At 33.9% G+C, this 18,195-nt stretch carries 17 protein-coding genes; 7 read left to right on the top strand and 10 right to left on the bottom strand.

All coding sequences use genetic code 11. The features are described 5' to 3' along the window. Nucleotides 1–72 precede the first annotated feature (72 nt). The 5 genes from M9897_13895 (at nucleotide 73) to M9897_13875 (ending at nucleotide 5,787) form a co-directional block, all read left to right on the top strand. Nucleotides 73–1,335: a polysaccharide biosynthesis C-terminal domain-containing protein gene (locus M9897_13895; GenBank protein ID MCO5269975.1), complete on the top strand. Its 1,263-nt coding sequence runs from the start codon at nucleotides 73–75 to the stop codon at nucleotides 1,333–1,335. A gap of 405 nt (nucleotides 1,336–1,740) precedes the next feature. Continuing rightward, nucleotides 1,741–2,565 (top strand): universal stress protein, encoded by an 825-nt coding sequence (locus M9897_13890; protein MCO5269974.1) that lies wholly within the window; start codon nucleotides 1,741–1,743, stop codon nucleotides 2,563–2,565. 57 nt (nucleotides 2,566–2,622) lie between these two features. After that, complete coding sequence (locus M9897_13885) at nucleotides 2,623–4,377, top strand: T9SS type A sorting domain-containing protein (protein MCO5269973.1); 1,755 nt, start codon at nucleotides 2,623–2,625, stop codon at nucleotides 4,375–4,377. A 128-nt stretch (nucleotides 4,378–4,505) separates the two neighbouring features. Beyond that, nucleotides 4,506–5,270: a CDP-alcohol phosphatidyltransferase family protein gene (locus tag M9897_13880; protein MCO5269972.1), complete on the top strand. Its 765-nt coding sequence runs from the start codon at nucleotides 4,506–4,508 to the stop codon at nucleotides 5,268–5,270. Nucleotide 5,271: 1 nt separating this feature from the next. Then, nucleotides 5,272–5,787 (top strand): GNAT family N-acetyltransferase, encoded by a 516-nt coding sequence (locus tag M9897_13875; GenBank protein MCO5269971.1) that lies wholly within the window; start codon nucleotides 5,272–5,274, stop codon nucleotides 5,785–5,787. A gap of 30 nt (nucleotides 5,788–5,817) precedes the next feature. On the opposite strand, the gene M9897_13870 is transcribed toward M9897_13875, so the two are convergent. The 4 genes from M9897_13870 to M9897_13855 form a co-directional block, all read right to left on the bottom strand. Continuing rightward, the gene (locus M9897_13870) at nucleotides 5,818–6,261 is read right to left on the bottom strand and encodes an OsmC family protein (GenBank protein MCO5269970.1); all 444 of its coding nucleotides are present in this window, start codon (nucleotides 6,259–6,261) and stop codon (nucleotides 5,818–5,820) included. Between the two features lie 175 nt (nucleotides 6,262–6,436). Further along, nucleotides 6,437–7,372, bottom strand: coding sequence for a T9SS type A sorting domain-containing protein (locus tag M9897_13865; GenBank protein ID MCO5269969.1), 936 nt, complete (start codon nucleotides 7,370–7,372; stop codon nucleotides 6,437–6,439). A gap of 27 nt (nucleotides 7,373–7,399) precedes the next feature. After that, nucleotides 7,400–10,219 carry a hypothetical protein gene (locus tag M9897_13860; GenBank protein MCO5269968.1) on the bottom strand — a complete coding sequence of 940 codons (2,820 nt, stop codon included), beginning with the start codon at nucleotides 10,217–10,219 and terminating at the stop codon, nucleotides 7,400–7,402. Then, nucleotides 10,216–11,112 carry a T9SS type A sorting domain-containing protein gene (locus M9897_13855; GenBank protein ID MCO5269967.1) on the bottom strand — a complete coding sequence of 299 codons (897 nt, stop codon included), beginning with the start codon at nucleotides 11,110–11,112 and terminating at the stop codon, nucleotides 10,216–10,218. The genes M9897_13860 and M9897_13855 overlap by 4 nt, the downstream gene beginning before the upstream one ends. A 137-nt stretch (nucleotides 11,113–11,249) precedes the next feature. Here M9897_13855 and M9897_13850 point away from each other — a divergent pair, with 137 nt between their 5' ends. After that, the gene (locus M9897_13850) at nucleotides 11,250–13,109 is read left to right on the top strand and encodes a T9SS type A sorting domain-containing protein (protein MCO5269966.1); all 1,860 of its coding nucleotides are present in this window, start codon (nucleotides 11,250–11,252) and stop codon (nucleotides 13,107–13,109) included. Between the two features lie 48 nt (nucleotides 13,110–13,157). Here the strand turns inward: M9897_13850 and M9897_13845 are convergent, their stop codons facing one another. The 6 genes from M9897_13845 to M9897_13820 all read right to left on the bottom strand — a co-directional run bounded on the left by M9897_13845 (nucleotide 13,158) and on the right by M9897_13820 (nucleotide 17,197). After that, entirely contained in the window at nucleotides 13,158–13,538 is a 381-nt protein-coding gene (locus tag M9897_13845) for a rhodanese-like domain-containing protein (GenBank protein MCO5269965.1), read from the bottom strand. Nucleotide 13,539: 1 nt separating this feature from the next. Beyond that, nucleotides 13,540–13,833 (bottom strand): thioredoxin, encoded by a 294-nt coding sequence (gene trxA, locus M9897_13840; protein ID MCO5269964.1) that lies wholly within the window; start codon nucleotides 13,831–13,833, stop codon nucleotides 13,540–13,542. A 23-nt stretch (nucleotides 13,834–13,856) separates the two neighbouring features. Next, a complete protein-coding gene (locus M9897_13835; GenBank protein ID MCO5269963.1) occupies nucleotides 13,857–14,195 on the bottom strand; it encodes a rhodanese-like domain-containing protein in 339 nt (112 codons plus the stop codon). 3 nt (nucleotides 14,196–14,198) lie between these two features. Further along, nucleotides 14,199–15,617, bottom strand: coding sequence for an MBL fold metallo-hydrolase (locus tag M9897_13830; protein ID MCO5269962.1), 1,419 nt, complete (start codon nucleotides 15,615–15,617; stop codon nucleotides 14,199–14,201). An 84-nt stretch (nucleotides 15,618–15,701) separates the two neighbouring features. Next, on the bottom strand, nucleotides 15,702–16,496 hold the full coding sequence (locus tag M9897_13825) for a sulfite exporter TauE/SafE family protein (protein MCO5269961.1): 795 nt from the start codon (nucleotides 16,494–16,496) through the stop codon (nucleotides 15,702–15,704). Nucleotides 16,497–16,567: 71 nt separating this feature from the next. Then, nucleotides 16,568–17,197: a Crp/Fnr family transcriptional regulator gene (locus tag M9897_13820; protein MCO5269960.1), complete on the bottom strand. Its 630-nt coding sequence runs from the start codon at nucleotides 17,195–17,197 to the stop codon at nucleotides 16,568–16,570. Nucleotides 17,198–17,303: 106 nt separating this feature from the next. Here M9897_13820 and M9897_13815 point away from each other — a divergent pair, with 106 nt between their 5' ends. After that, nucleotides 17,304–18,194: an alpha/beta hydrolase-fold protein gene (locus M9897_13815; GenBank protein ID MCO5269959.1), complete on the top strand. Its 891-nt coding sequence runs from the start codon at nucleotides 17,304–17,306 to the stop codon at nucleotides 18,192–18,194. Nucleotide 18,195 lies beyond the last annotated feature (1 nt).

Here is an 18,195-nt window from a genome sequence, read left to right as displayed (position 1 = left end):
TGGCGATATTTATAGTAAAATGCTTTAATTTACGTTCTCTTTCAAATAAGAAGAGATCAATTTAAACAATTTATGCTGAAAAAAATAATAGCCTCTATTTTTAGCAAAGGAATCACTGCGATAAGTAATCTTTTGATACTTCTCATCTCAGCAAAATATTTAGGCGCTTATGGAAGAGGAGAAATGGCTATTGTTGTATTAGGCATTTCAATTGTTGGTATCTTCCAAAGTATTTTTTCGGGACCTTCATTATCTTATTTAATTCCGCGCTATTCATTCTTTAGATTAATTCTATCGGCTCTATTATGGAATATACTGATATCTTTAACCCTACCTTTTATTCTAGCTTATTCTGGACTTTTTCCAATAGAGTATCTATACGATTTGTTACTTCTTACCATTTTATTGAGTTCTATTTCTATATTTCAGTATATATTTATTGGAACAGAAAAAATCCACCCATATAATTTGATAGAAATCATTAAAGCAAGTACTACTGCATTTTTCCTATATTGGTTTATTGTTCATCAAGGAAATGCTACTATCCAAGCCGTTATAGAAAGTCTTTATGCAGCCTATATAATTTCTTTCATATTTGCTATCATATTTGCTGTTTGGGTGCTAAGAAAAAAGAAATTCAACACCACTAATGAGAGAGGTCTTTTTTATAAATTTCTTAAAATCGGTTTTCAGATGCAGTTAAACAATATTTCTCAAATGATTAATTACCGTTTTTGCTATTATCTAGTAGAAAAATTTCTAGGATTAGCTAGTCTGGGCGTTTTCTCTGTTGCTACCTCCTTGATAGAGGGAGTGTGGGTAATTTTCAATGGAATTAGTTTAGTTCATTATAGCAAATCAGTTAATCTAAAAAACATACAACTTCAAGTTAAATTGACCCAACATCTTACCAAACTTAGTTTTCTTTTAACTTTACCTGCAATCCTTATCATAATTTTATTGCCGGATAGCTTCTATAATTGGCTTCTAGGAAGTGAATTTGAAGGTTTACGCCCTATTTTTGCCTCCATGAGTTTAGGGGTACTTCTATTAGCTACCTTTGCTATTCTTAACCATCATTTTTCGGCAGTAGAAAAAAATCTTATTAATGTAAAATCTTCTTTCATTGGAAATATTGTTACGATTTCTATAGGGTTATTAACTATTCAGAGTTATGGAATATATGCTGGAGGAATTGCTACTAGTATTGCTTATCTCATCATGTTTTCTTATCTTATCTTCAGATTTAATAAGATGTATCATCTGCAGATAAATTGGATTTTTAACCCAAAAGGAAAATTAAGAGACCTTTTTGATTTTAAGATATATAACTAATAAATTCTTCTACAGAATGGTTTAGATATAAGGATTAGTCTATTATGTATTTAAAAGGCTAACAAATTCATTGATTGTCTATGCATTTGGCTTTACAAGGGTTAAAAAAATGGAAAATAATTTACAAGTAGACCTCAAACAACGGGAATGGCTAGTGAATAGCTTCCGTTCGCTTTGCTCTGGAATCTAACGCCTTTTTTTAACTCTATAATAATATAATTTGTCTGACAGAATGCTCTGAGAAAAACAAGGAGTGCATGTTCTGAAGATACCGAAGGGTATCGAGGTCCAACATCATAATCTACATTTTATTTTAAATGTACGACGAGTTAAAATTATAATTTATTTTTTAGCTATAACTAATTATAAATTTATGCATATCTTTATAGTATTAAAAAAATAGTTATGTCAAACAAAACCAATTTACTTGTACCTATAGACTTTACTGAAGTCACAGAAAATGCATTTACTTTTGCATTAGACATTGCAAAAGATCATCACACTTCTATCATTTTATTACATATTGTATCCTATCCTACTGATAGATTAGAAGCTGAACAGAAGTTAAAAAATCTAATAAGCAAACATGTCAAAGACAATGAAGTTGAAGTAGATTTTCGTGTCGTTATAGGCAAGGTCCTAACTGATATTGGAATTATTGCTGATTCTATTGGAGTTGACCTTATCATTATGGGAACTCACAGTACTTCTATCTGGCAGAAGATCTTTGGAAGCCCCGCTATGTCAGTTGTTTCTAATAGTAGCGTTCCATTCGTTTTAATTCAGAAAAAAACAGATTTTTCAAAAATAAATACCATTGTTATGACATTGGATATGGCTGCAGAAACAACTCAAGTAGTACGCCATGCAGCTAGATTTGCAAAGATATTTCACTCTAAATTATATTTAGTTGCTCGAAATTATACAGATGAACTTTTACGGAAAAATATCAATGTTAATCTAATTATTGTAAACGATTACTTACAAAAGAACAATCTTGAAATGGAGATTAAACTTCTAGATGATAAAGATTATGAAAAAGCACTTGTTGATTTCTGTAAAGAAGTAAATGCCAATTTATTAGCTGCCACTTATTACAAAGAAACATTTCAAATGTTTTCCTCTAACATTGTTCAGGAATTAGCAGAAAATAATTTAGGAATTCCTGTTTTAACATATAATGGGGAAGATTCATCAATTCCTTCAAATTTTGGATTTATTACTACATAACATTATATTAAAATATTTTCTATATTTGCTATGTAAACTATTATAAAATATATAAATATGAAAAGATTATTACTTTTTTTAGGAGTCATACTACTCACTTCTAGTATGAGTTTTTCCCAGATAATTGTATCAGGGATCAGCCCGGCAAGTATCGCTGGGAATTACGCTTTTGAATATGGCGCTACAAATCAGGCTTGGGGAAATTCACATATAGATGATCCAGCTTATGCTATTCAAGATGAATTAGTTTTATTTGTAGAAGCAGACGGTGGAAACTTAGGTTGTACAGCTGCTGCAAATGGTGGAGATATCGCTGGTCATATTGCAATTCTTTTTAGAGGTAATTGTGAATTTGGGAAAAAAGCCCTTGAAGCACAAAACGCCGGAGCAATTGGATGTATCATCATTAACAATGTTCCTGGGGCACCCGTAGGGATGAATGGAGGTGCTTCTGGCGCTACCGTTACAATTCCTGTTGTAATGATTTCTGATATAGATGGAGCTTCTCTATTAGCTGAGATGCAAAACGGACCCGTTGTCATGTTTATTGGTAATAAATTAGGTCTTTTCCCTAATGACTTAACTATCAATCCTAATGCTATTTACCGTCCCCAATTCTCTTCTATTCCTTCTGCAATAGCAGAGGATGGTTCTGATTACACTATTAAATTTGGTGGTACAGTATATAACTTTGGTAGTAATGACCAATCTGATATTTCTTTAAATGCTGTTATTACATTCAATGGAACTGAAGTATATAATGAAACTGTTACTTCCTCTGATTTACTAGAAGCTGGTGATAGCGTTGATATATTCCTTCCTGATTTTGCACCTACATCTTGGGCTGAAGGATATTACCATTTAGAATATACTGCTTCTACTCCTAATACAGATGACGATCCACAAGATAATACAATCACTTCTGATTTTGTAATCAGCCCTTCTGATTTCTCATATGCTTCAATTGATGAGACTACATTTGCACCTAAATCATCTGGAGGTTCAAGACCTATCGATGGTAGCGGAAATCCAATTCCATATTATTCTCAATGTGTAAACTTCATGAGTCCAAAGGCAAGCAAGTTAGCTCCTGTTTCTCTTACTTTCACTGCAATGAAGGGAAGTGCAGCTACAAATACATCTATGGAAGGAGAACCATTAATGATTTCCATGTACAGTTACGATGATCAATTCACCACAATTGAGGATGCAGGATTTGCTAATCCAATTTCTTCATTCTATGAATTATTAAATACAAGTTTCGATGTATTAGAAGATACATCTTCAGTTACTATGACTGCTAATTTTAATCCAAGTGAGATATTTGCTTTAGATGATAATCAACGTTATTTATTCTGTGTTACTACATTTAATACAGAAGTTTATTTCGGAACTGATCCTGATAAAGATTACAACGGAAACCTTGGATTATATTTACAACCTATGTTCCCTGTAGAAGCTGGTCAAGGTTCTTTCAATCCAAATGGATTTGGACCAGAGACTGTACCAGGAATATCTGTTACTTTTATCCCTGCTGAACAAGTAAGTCTTGCAAAAGAAGAAATGAATATCACAATGAAAGCATATCCTTCTCCTGCAAGTGAAGAACTTAACATTAACTTTAACAACTATGATGTAAATAGTGTAGAATTGATTAACACTGTTGGTCAAACAGTATTAACTCAATCTGTTAAAAATAATGCAAATAGTACTGCACTTAATGTTTCAGGACTTGATAATGGAATGTATATCGTTCGCGTTAGCTTAACTAACGGAATGAAACACACTATGTCAGTAGTTGTGAATCATTAATATATTGATGAAAATCATCTTAAAGGCAGTCTCACGACTGCCTTTTTTTTATCTCTATTTATACATATATCTAAAATATCAGAACAAAAACATGTTGATTAAATGATTTTAAATACTTTTAATCTCTCATGGCAAAATTAAATTCGGAATACTGCTTTTTAGATTTTTCAGATTACGGTCGAATTCCTGGTAGAAAAATAGCTTTCCTCTTTAAAAATACCTTTGTATCCCCTATCCACCTCACTAGTTCGTTTATCATTGTAGGGACTCTTGCTATTATCTTCCTTCTTTTAGATTACTCTATTTTAGCGGGTTTATTACTTATTCTTAAATCAATTATAGATGCTTCAGATGGAGCCTTGGCTCGAATACGGAATAACCCTTCTTATGTCGGAAGGTATTACGATTCTATTGCTGATTTTATACTCAATTTCCTATTCTTATTAGCTATATGCATAAAAACTGAATCACCCATTTGGATCATGTTAATTGCATTCTTCTGCATGGAGCTACAAGGAACCTTATATAATTTTTATTATGTGATTCAACGACATAAAACAAATGGAGATGAGACAAGTCAACTGATAGAGAAGTCACCTCCTAAATCATTTTCGTATGAAAATCAAAAAACTGTAAATGTGCTGTTTTTTATTTATAAATTAAGTTATGGGACTTTTGATAGAATGATATATTCCATTGACATTAAAGCTATAGAAGGAAAACCATTCCCAAATTGGTTCATGAGTATTCTTTCCTTTTATGGATTAGGATTTCAACTACTCATAATGGCCCTTCTTTTAAGTCTTAATCTACATTTCTATATTATACCTTTTTTTATTTTCTACTCTATCTTTATTCCTATTTTTGTCTTCATTCGAAAACTATGGCTTTAATATGGAATTAGTTGAAACATCATTTAGACAGGCTGCAATTCAAGATATCCCTACTATCTGGAAAATACTTCAAGATGCTATCTTAAGAAGAAAAGAAGAAGGGAGTAATCAATGGCAAGATGGCTACCCAAATCTAGATACTGTAGAAAACGATATACAGAGAGAACTTGGATATGTATTAGTTTACGAAAACGATATTATTGGATATACCGCCATTCTAATTAATGAGGAGCCCGCCTATCAACACATACAAGGACAATGGCTAACAGAAGATGATTTTGTTGTATTTCATCGTGTCGCAATCGCTGAAAAATATGTAGGGAAAGGATTTGCCAAAATCATATTAGATAACATTGAGCAATTAGCTCTATCTAAACAAATCTATAGCATTAAGGCTGATACTAATTTCGACAACCTAAGTATGCTTCATCTTTTTGAAAAGATGGGATATTCTTATTGTGGAGAAGTAATGATGCGTAATAGTTCTCGAAAAGCTTTTGAGAAAGTTTTAAGATAGACTTTGACTACTTATATACGCAATAGATCTCTATACTGTCGGAGTTAATCTGTGTTTCAGAGTAACAACTGTTTGAATAGAATTACTAATCAAACACGCTTTCTCTGATTTCTCTAAAATACGAATGGCTCGATCATTATCTTTTTCTGGATGAACTAAATCAACTTTGGGCTCAACCACTGCTTCTGAAATCATAAATTTCCCTTCTACTACTTCAAGCTTACAGATTGTTTTACAAGAAAAACTCGTAAATTCTAAATTTGAATTCTCCGCTATTGCTAAAAAGGTTGTCATATAACAACTATTGATAGCTCCTGCATATAAGTGCTCAGGAGACCAAATACCTGCAACTCCTTTAGGAAATTCTGGTGGAGTAGCTACTTCAAACGTATCATTTAAATCAGGGGAAGATATCTCTCCTATTCGATCTCTCTTCCATTCTACATTCACTTCATAAAAATGTGGTTCTGCCATAATTCTATTATTTATATTTCAAATATTAATATAAATATGTTTACTGACAGTGACTTTAGTTACAAATCATTAAATATATAACCGCAAAATACGCTAAGATTTTTTACACAAAGTGTTCAGAGCCTAGCGACCTTCGAGTTAACTTCGTGACCTTTGCGGTTAATCTTTAAACACATCATTCTCTTTCAACCACCAACTTTCTGCTCACCTTCAACTCTCCGTTGTTATAAATGGCAATAATATACACCCCCTGTTTGAATCCTCTAGTGTCTATCACCTCTTCACCTTGATTGGATGAAAGTTTACCTTGTAGTTGCTCCCTACCACTTAAATCCACTACGCTATATCCAGCATCTTTTAAGTTGTCGTAGATATCCCACGATATACTTGTGTAGGAACTTGCTGGATTAGGATAAACTTTTACATTATACAAGATGTTGTTTAATTCTGCTGTGTTTGACGTAAATGATGTAGGTTTTTGTTGTGACGTGTTTGGTAAGAGATTCTTCTCATAGCAGATGCCGTAGAAGAAACAGAGAATGTTTTGAGCATAACCTGCCACTCTTCCTTCCTCGCCTGCTAGAATTTGTAGATAATCAATTTCGGAAACGGTGAGTTGTGCTAGATTTCTGCTGCCAAGGCTTGCTCTAAAGGTGATGTAATTATCCATCTGATTGATAAATGAAGTATTATCTTTCCATCTTTTATCTGTTTTTACAGTTTGTAAGACAGAGTCTGCCTTTTCGAATTCCAGATTTTCAATAAAGAAGTCCATAAGTGCTGTCTTTTGTGATAAATTGTTTCCCATTGAAGCTGTTTCCAAACGTTCCTGATAACTGTATGTTTCTGCTAAGTTTCGAATGTTTTTTACAAAATTTCTCGTACTTACCAATTGAGTATAAATGGAGGCTATTTGGCCTTCTAGTTGGGTGCGTAGAGTGAGTGCATCATAGTTATTCCTTACATAATCTTTCATATAAGCAGGAAATGTATTATGTGTAGATTCATCAAGTTCTTGTAAGAATCGTTCGCCTTTTGTAGCATCTGGATTGGCAAGTAATATTTCCAGTAGCATGCCATTGGGAAGAACTCCGAGTGAAGCTGCATCCAATAACGCTTCCCTAGAAAGATAAGGCGATTATTCCAGTAAATTTCCTCGCAATGTCCAAGCATCCGAAGACCAATAATTTTCGATATACTCTTTTAATTCTTCTGTGTTACCATCGTCAATAAGCGTATGTAACGTATAATTCAAGTTATTGTATGCTAAGGTGTAGTTCTCCAAGGCACTTGCTAAACTGTCTAAACCATTACCGGAAGATTTCATACCCACACTTCCTCCAAAACTGGTGAGGCAAGTGTGTGCAAACGTAGCTTCTTCCACTGTAATTGGCCCTGAATTATTAATAGGTTCTGCATTTGCTCCTTTATAAAAATACCGAATTGCACTTGTATAATTCTCAATATCCATCGTGTTATTGATAAAAGTGTTACCCGCTGAACTCGTAATGTACAAAGGATAGTAAAGACTAACGAAATCTCCCTGATTGTAACGTATGCCGTCATCATTTTGTGTGGTAAATCCGATATATATTGCTTTTCCGTTCTCTTCAAAATTGTTACACAGAAATTGAAGTCCTTTACTATAACCTGTATTATGGTTTACGCCTGTAGCTAAATTTCCATATTCATAGCCGTTTATGCTGTTTTTATATACACGGTTATCGTCCTCTCCACTGTTGCTAATAAAAATTCCAAAATCCACAGGATTAGAAAAATTAGTGGTAAGTGTATTCTCTTCCACGATATACCCGGTAGAAGCATCGATAACAATTCCTGCACCTGTGTTTGAGCCAGTAAGCGTATATCCTGCATCAGCTACTTCAATTTCATTACGGTTAATAGACACATTGTCCATTTCCTCTATCAATATATTCCACAAATTATCGGAAAACTCAGATTGCTCCACCCTAACCGTGTAAGATGTACTTGCTCCGGAAGCCTCCATTGCCATATTAAATCCCGAAAAACTGGATTTTAGTAAATCCTCACTTGGGCAAGGCTGCCCCACTGGCAAAAAAGGGTAATCACATCCTGCTTCTACTTTATATCCTGCGTTAATACTATAAATCCCTCTCATTGGAGCTGTGCTATTGTCTTTGTCTGTGGTGACATTATTTGCAAAATGGCAATTCATAAAACTAATACCATCAACATTCCACATAGTGACATGAGCATCTCTTTGTGGAAAGCCTTCTATATAATCATTATCCGAAAAGAACTCTGTATTTCTAAAAAAGGAATGATTACCTACTTTTATATAAGATTTGGAGGGAGCAAAGTTTTGGTAAGTTGCAAAACCTACATCCACTCGGTTATTTCTAAAGATAGCATCTGTAGCTTGAATAACACCGCCAATTGCATCATAATCATTTGGCTTCCAATTAGTAGCTCCCGCGTGCGCATTTTCGATAGTCCCACCATTTCTAACAATTAATATGCCTTGATAGGTTGGCGATCCTTGTGGGTATTGGTTTTTGGTAGATGTACCCCAGACTTCAATGCCTTGCCAGTAGGAGTTATACTCATTCGTTAATGTTCCACCATCAATAATTAATTTTCCTCCTTGTTTAATAATTACTTTCGCATCTGGAGAGAAATGAACTTTACATTTAATTGTTAAGCTAGCTCCATCTTCGATAATGAGATTAGAACCGATGATTTCATGTTTTTCCCAAACGGTGTTAGATTCAGTAATAATTACATCATTGTTTGTTGTATTTCTTGTCTCAACTATTCGTTGTCTCAATTTCGATGTAGAATTTATTGATTTTCTAATATAGGCTATTTGTAAAGGGGATAAATAGTTTCTACAATCATTGTACCCCATAATATTATTTGAAATCGTTGAACTATTACATGTTCCGTCATAATCATCTGGTGTATAAAAATCTGGTGGAAATTGTAGTGGCGTGCGAAATGTATGGTGTAGCCCCAGAGTATGCCCTATTTCATGTGCAAGTAAACCAATTCCATCTTCTAGAGGTCCAGATGTATGAATTTCATTTTCACCAGGCACCATTATAGATAATACATTCGAACCTACATAAGCAACGCCAAATCCGCTTGTGTAATATTGACTAATATTACGTAGCAAATATACGTGGACAGCTGAGTAATCTGTAGAATGTTCTGGATGGGCAAAATAATATTTAAAATACTGTGATTGTCTGTATATCAAATTAATTACACCAGATAAATCGTTAACATCTGCCAAATAGTTTCCATCTAGTTGAATCCTAGTCGTTTGTGTATTAGCGTCATAAGTGATTGTGGATTTTGAAAATTTATATATACCATTATTGTTATTTGATGACTCTATTTTAAGTCTTGTTACAGATGTAGTTCCTGTACCACTTAATGTATTTTTCCAATTTCCATTAACTTCAATAGTGGAGGCGTTAATAATATTTGCAATCGTAATATTTTTAATATATAAACTGTCAAAAGTACCTGCATAGTATCTTTCATGCTGGATGTAATCGACTGATTCTACTTTTATACGTATTCTACTATCTGTTTCCTCATCTTCAGCTGGAATTACAGGAATTGTTGGCGAATCTAATTCTTTAAATCTATATGAAATATTCTCAATGCCATCTATAATATCCTGCGTACTACTAGTTGTGTAATTTCTAGGATCATTAATACTATGCTGTATTACATGTACTTTGACATTTACAGTATATATAGGGGACTGATCATACTTGTTTGCCCCTCTCTTATCTAATAGGTAATTAGACAGATAATCATCATCATTACAATATTGGTATGATTTTTCTTCTATAAAAGAACTATCTCCAGAAAGACACTCCCAATTACCTTGAGAATACAAATTCACTGAATTAAATGTAAATACCCAAAAAAGAAAAAAGATAGATATATAATGTGTTTTCATCTTTTAATTGTTTTAACTGTATAAAATTTTCCATTTGCAGTAAATGAAACAAAGTAAATACCTCTTGCGGTAGTTGATGGAGTTATACTATTTCCTGTTTGTTGATAATAAATATCATTACCCAATACATCATGTATCTTAAGATTATTGAGACCTTCCATCTCCTCAATATAAAATGATTCATCAAAAGGTATTGGGTATACAAGATAAGAATTCTCATTTAAAAAAATTTTATCAATATCCATGGTAGGATATAAGTATTGGTCATAAAATAGAAACCATAAGGTATGTATGGTTTGTCCATCGTCATCCTGATAATGACAGTAAGTAAAATCATAATCTGAAGTTGGTAAAAAATAATAATCCCCTGGGGGTTCAGCCTTGTCAATAAATATTTCACCAGAAGAAAAATCCTTAACATTACTATAATACCCACCAAGAATATCCCATAGCATATCTGGCTCTGTGGTTTCTATAATACTACCTCTTACACATTCATTTTGCATAAATGCATCATAATCAAAATTAATTTTAACGGGAAAGACGGCATTTTTGAAATCTATAAAAATAGTACTCCAGAGAGCCCAACTTTCGCCACAGTGTTTTTCTATAATTTGCTTTTTAGTTCTATATGTTGCGTTACCATTTATAGAAGCAAAATAACCATCAGTTATCATCACTTGAAAGTCATCGGAACTCCATGGTTCTTCTATTGTGTTAATCTCTCCGAAAATTGTATCAATTCCATCCGTTGCTAGACTATCATAACCTAAAGTGATAGTATCCTTATTCCCTTCCGCATCTTCAAAATACAGCTGGAATTCAAATTCAGGGATTTGGGAGAAACCATTTGCCCCTATCAGCATAAACAATAAAAGATATACGTGTTTCATAATAGTCATTTTTAAGGTTATCTGTTACTAATTTACGATAATATATTCAATTAAAAACATATATTTTGGGGTTTTAGCCAATTATTTAATATCTTTAAATAAATATGATTTTATCATATAGTTAAAACACAAAAGCTATGAAAAAAATACTATTACTTACATTATCATGCATTACTATTACATTTGCATCCGCTCAAATAGCAGATTCTTGTAAATTACAATTTGGTACTAACCTCGGGGGACTTAGTGATTACGGAACAGAACAACCCTTTGTGAATCTTATGCGTTCAGCCCGTGTTTGGTACACAAAAGATGTTGGAAACCCTAGTTCCCCGTGGAATTCAGGAAACCCAGATTTACTTACTTATTTAAGTAATGGCTACCCTACACATTGTCCACAAATAATTTCGGGAATCACTTACCCACAAATAGCAGCAACTGTTTGGGGAGATACTGGTGGTTGGGAAGATGGTTCTTACACTGTATTATTTGATGGAACTGGGCAGCTTGACTTTTGGAATGTTTCAAATATTCAGCATCCTACTGCTAATTCATACACCTTTGATTTTTCTTTTAGCTCAAATCAGGTAGTTGAAATGAAAATCTCTATTTCTGATATAAATGACCCCATACAGAACATCCGAATAGTAAAAAATGACTACCTATCCACATACGAAACGCAACCTTACAATCCTCATTGGCTTGAAAAGGTTATCATGTTTAAGTCAGTACGATTTATGGATTGGGGGCATACTAATAATTGGGGACAACCTGATTCTTATGATTGGGATTTCCAAAATGATTCTCAATTTGATTGGGAAGATAGGGCAAAATTTGATTATTATACATGGACTACTCATAAAGGAATTCCGTATGAAATGTTTATTGACTTAATGAATAAATACGATGTAGATGGATGGGTATGTGTGCCTCATAATGCAAGTAATGATTACATCACACAGATGGCAAATTTCTTTCATTCACAATTAAATTCTAGCAGACATTTAACTGTTGAATATTCAAACGAAATATGGAATTGGATGTTTGGTCAAGCTCAATGGTTAAACCAATATGGATGTATTAATCAGAATGTAACTTGGCCTGAAGGTACTGTTCCTTATATTCAAAATTGTATGGATATTTGGACTTCTATTTGGGGTGCGGACGTTAGCAGATTAACGCGTGCTGTGGGTGTTCAAACAGGTTGGTTAGATGTTGCACAACGAACAGCTTTCAATATGACTCCTGGCAGTTTTGATGCGGTTGCAGGTACTTATTACTTTGGATTTGGACAAACTGGTCATAACACTTTGGATCTCTTAGGTGCAAGTGCTACTGTATCAGATATCTCTTTGGCTGTAAGAAATTATTGGAGTCAAGAAAAAGATAGAATGAGTGATATCAAGACTCAACTTACAGATGTTCTAAATCTTCCTTTTATTTTTTATGAAGGTGGGCAGCATTTAACCCCTTCTCCATTTGGTACTATGCCGAGTTACGCACAAGCATTGTTAGATATCCAACGAGACACTTCTATGTATAATCTTTATAATGAATGGTTTGATTTTATGCGCACTCTTCAAGATGGCAATGAGCCATTACAATGTATGAATTTCTCTCTCATTTCAAATCGAAGTGCACAATATGGAAGCTGGGGAATATGGGAAACTATGTTTCAAGATACCACTATAATTCCAGCACCAAAGTTAAAGGCAATAGCTGAAAACATGTATGCTTGTTGGGAGGATGAAACTCTTCAGATACAAGAATCAAATAAAGTGGAAACACTTATTTTATATCCGAATCCAACTGAGGATTATATAATTATCGAATCTCCTAGAGAAACATCTATCTCAATTTATTCGATCTTAGGCGAATTGAAATTATCCACTTCTTTATCTTCAGGTAAAAACAAAATAGATTTATCACCATTTAGTGCAGGAGTGTATATCATTACTTCAAGTTTTGGAGAGCGGATGAAGGTCATTAAAAAATAAAAAAAATACAGGGCTAAAAACTAGCAAATGCCCTGCATTTTTCTGACTTTATTTTACTACATCACCTTTCCACCCTAAAATACCTCCTCCTAAATCATAGACTTTCTCAAACCCGAGAGATTCCATAACTTGTCCTGCCCTTCCACTTCTTGCTCCACTTCTGCAATAGATATATACATCCTTCTTCTTATCTAATTCTTGAATTTGTTTTTCAAAATCCCTCCCATTAAAATCAATATTAATTGCGCCATTGATATGTCCTTGTGCAAATTCTCCAGGAGCTCTAACATCTACCAATATGACTTCTGATTGCTCGATAGCTTGTTCAAATTCTACTGCATTGAGTATCTTATGATGTGCTGTTTCCTGTGCACCACAAGAAGTTAGCAAGAAAAGACCTACTGCTATTACTACTATTAACTTTTTCATACTATATATGTTCATTGATAATTTGTTCTAATGATTGTGCTGATTGTACACCTGATTGACGCCATTTAACCTCTCCTTTTTTAAAGACAATCAGAGTTGGGACACCTCTTACTTGATAAACAGCAGCTGCTTGAGGATTTTTATCTACATCTACTTTAACGATGTTCGCTTTGTCACCTACACGTTCTTTTAAGTCTTCTAAGATAGGTGCCATCATCTTACATGGACCACACCATTCTGCAAAGAAATCAACTAACACCGGTTTGTCTTGATTAATTATTTCATTAAATGTCATATCTCTAATTTTTAATTTATAAATTATTCATTCACTTCATGGAAAGCCTCATCCACTTCATACCAACCACCTCCATTGGTAACACATGAAATACCACTCTGTTCTAAAAACATTTTTGCTTGGCTACTTCTCGCACCGCTTTGGCAAAACACAATGATATTATCCTTATCTCTAAAGTCCTCCACTCGTAATGGCACTGTAAACAAAGGAATATTAACTGCACCGGGTACACTTCCAAACATAAACTCTTCAGGAGTTCTTACGTCCACTAGATAAGCACCTTCTAAAATTAATCTTGCTAAGGGACTGATATTTTCTTTGGTTGGTTTTGTATTCATCACATTTAAATTTTGATTATTCATATTTTATATTGTCATTGCCATCTCCTTTTTTGGCACAACTACTTCTTCCTTGTTATCAACCCATTCTTTCATCCCTCCCATGTAACTCTTTACATTTGAAATTCCAGCCTTTTTCAATAATGAAAATGCTACAGAGGTTCTATCACCTGAATGGCAATACACGATAACTTCTTTATCTTTATTTATTTTCCCTATATTATTCAGTATTTTCCCTACAAAATTATGTTCTGCTCCTTCGATATATCCAGATTTATATTCAGTTAAACCACGAACATCAACTAGCTGAACATTATCCTGACCGATTTTAACTTTCAATTCTTCCCTACTTAACAATTCTGCTGTTTCTAACTGTAAACCAGGGAAGTGTATGTCAGTGATGTATCCCATTATATTATCCAACCCAATTCGCATTAACTTTCTAGTTAAATCTTCCATTTGATTTTCATCTGCTACTAATATGAATTTCTCTTCATAGTTAAGAATCCATCCTGCCCATGTAGACAAAGCATTGTTTCCTTGAATATTAATACTTCCTGGAATAAATTCTTTTGCAAAATCCATCTTATTACGGGTATCAATCACTTTTATTCCATCATTATACGCTTTCAGGAACTCTTCATTATTCAATTTCTTATGTTTAGGAACACTTACTAAAAGAGGTCTATCCACCTTGTTTAGACGCTTCATCATAGCAAAATACGTTGGCGGTTCAGGTTGATCTGCGAGCAGATAATCAATAAATTCTCCTTCTGCATTTTCAAATTTAAAAGCCCAGTTTCTTATTTTCTCATATCCTACTGTAGAATTTGCTACAGCACCTAATGCTTTTCCGCATGCTGATCCGGCACCATGAGCTGGCCAAATCTGAATATGACCCGGTAATTCAGCAAATCGTTGAATAGACTTATACATTTGTTTTGCGCCTACTTCTTTCGTACCAATTAACCCAGCAGCTTCTTCCAATAAATCGGGTCGTCCTATATCTCCTACAAAAACAAAGTCACCTGTAAATACCATCACTGGTTCATCGGTAGCTGGATGATCTGTTAATAGAAAACTAATACTCTCTGGAGTATGTCCTGGGGTATGCATTACTTTCAAACTCAAGTTTCCCACCTTTATAATATCTCCATCTTTTACGCCAATATGATCAAATTCATATTGCCAATCGGAACCTCCTTCATCTGATAAATACATCTTAGCACCGGTTAATGCTGCCAATTCCCTAGAACCACACAAATAATCTGCATGAATATGTGTCTCAGCAATATGTGTAATGCGCAAATTATTTTGTTTAGCAATCTCCAAATAAACATCGACATCTCTCTGTGCGTCAATAACAATTGCCTCACCAGTTGCTTGGCATCCTACTACATAACTGCCTTGAGCTAAACTCTTATTGTAAACGTGCTGAAAAAACATATATCAATTTTTTTAAATTTATGATGCAAATATCAAGAGGATATTTAAGCTACACAGCTACTTTTGTTACAGAGCTAAAATAAATTATAAAAACAGCTCCTTTACAATAATATAAATACCCATCACTAAGGTAAACCATCCAAAAGCTGGTTTTAATTGTTCACCATTCATCTTTTTAGAAAGTAGCGTACCTAGAAAGATTCCTATAACCGCTACCACCGAAATCCCTATCAAGAAATACCAATCGATAGCATATCTACCAATTTCTCCAGTAAAACCAACCAAGGATTTAGTAGCAATAATCAAGAGAGAGGTTCCTACTGCTTCTTTCATTGGTAATTTACTAAAAACTACCAAAGCTGGGATAATCAGGAAGCCTCCTCCTGCACCGACCAAACCTGTTAAAAATCCAACGACAACACCCTCTAACAATATAAGTGGATAGTTAAATACTTGATGAGAATCTTCTTCTTTTGAAATTAGTTTCGGTTTTTTTATCATACTATAAGAGGCTCCAATCATTAATACAGAAAACAGAATCAATAAGAATCTATCTTTAGTAAGAAGAAAATCTCCCCATTGCATAATCTCATCTGGGACACTTGGTATTACAAAAGCTCTAGTTAGATACACTGAAATAAAGGAGGGAACCCCAAATATTATAGCCGTCTTCAAATTGATTAATTTACTCCTAAAATAGGACATGGAGCCAACCAAACTAGTCACACCTACAATAAATAAGGAATATCCAGTTGCTAAAACGGTCTCAACGTGAAAGATATATACTAAAACGGGAACAGTGAGTATGCTTCCTCCCCCTCCTATTAGTCCCAAAGAAATTCCAATTATTACTGCAGCAAATAAGCCTATTATAATCATGTATTTAATCTAGGCTCCAAAATTAATAATAGGATAATTTCTGCTCAGCGACTTTTGTTACAAAGGAGAATCTATTTACTCAAAAGAACAATCTTATTTCTCCCTAATTCAACTTGCCCTTCCTCTTCTAACCTCTTAAGTAAGCGAGAAACTACGACGCGGGCTGTACCTAGTTCATTAGCCAACTGTTCATGGGTAATTTGAATCGTTTTGGAACGTAATACTTCAGCTTTTTTCTCTAATGATTCTAATAAACGCTCATCCATTTTCTTAAATGCTATCGCATTAACAACCTCCAATAATTCTTCAAATCGTTTATGATATAAGCGGAAAATGTAATCCAACCATTGGGGATATTCCTTCATGAAATATGGAAGTTTTTCTATAGGAACTAATAATACCTCTGCTTCTTCCTCAACCTCTGCTCGCACTTTACTCGATTCATTGTGTAAACCTCCCAAAAAAGACATAATACAACTTTCGCCTGGTCGAATGTAATACAACAATATTTCCCGACCATCTTCTTCTGTTCGAACAACTTTCACCACTCCTTTGGTTACAATAGGAATAGAGCGGATATAAGAATTTTCATCCAGTAAGATATCTCCTGATTTAAAATTCTTTGTAATTCCAAATTCTTTCATCTTTTCCATCAATAATGGAGAAGAATTGAAAGGTGAGAGTTGTCGTAAATCTTCCATAAAGCAAAGATAAACTATTTTTGATTGTGAGTATAAACAATATACTATAGGCTCGATTTTTGCGTTCATGAATACACTGTACCTTTAAAACACAATTAGAATAATTATGAAAACATTTTTGCTAGTACTTCTATCCGTTTTAGGAAGTTTTACAACCCTTCAAGCACAACTTCGAGCAGAGGCTATCTTCTTCGATGGTAAAAATAGATTCTATTATATTTATGTTCCAAAAATATATTCCCCTGAGAAAGCGGTTCCCGTGGTTGTATATCTACATGGTGTAGGTTATATGGGAGTAGAAGGTGTTGCTGATCTATACGAGCCCAATCAATTTATACCTATTGCAGATACTGCTAATTTTATTTTGTTAGTTCCCGTAGCAGAAGCATTTGAAAAAACTGGAATGCGGGCGTGGAATTCCGGGGCAGGTATTGGATTTTTAGGTCAAGGATTTTCAATGAATGGAGATATTGATGATAAGGGCTTTATTGAAGCTATGTTAGATAAAGTTGAAGGAACCTATTCTGTCGATAAGAAACGAATCTATTTATGTGGATTTTCCATGGGTGGATTCATGACTCAAAGAATGGCTATAGAAAGGAATTCTCGTTTTGCTGCTTTTGCTTCTGTCAGTGGAACAATCGGAGGATTAATTGGTGATCGTACAATAATTCGTGATATTCCCATTGCTCATTTTCACGGCACCAATGACCCAACTATTTCTTATACAAATCCAAGAATAGGAAAAGGAGCAGAAGAAACTGTGGCTTTTTGGGTAAAACAAAATAAATGCAAAGAGAAGCCTATAAAACATGAAGTTTATAATGATTTTGATCGAAAACTAGACACACTTGTTTCTGTGGATCATTATGTTTATTCTAATGGAAAAACAAATGTTGAGTTTTTCAAAAAGAATGAATCAGTTCACACTTGGTTATCTGACGATAGCAAGCGAATCTGGTTATTTATGAGAAAATATAGATTGGAAGAGGAATAGT

It is taken from the genome of Brumimicrobium sp. (assembly GCA_023957385.1).
Taxonomy (GTDB): domain Bacteria; phylum Bacteroidota; class Bacteroidia; order Flavobacteriales_D; family Crocinitomicaceae; genus Brumimicrobium.
This window is presented reverse-complemented; position numbering and strand designations above follow the sequence as displayed.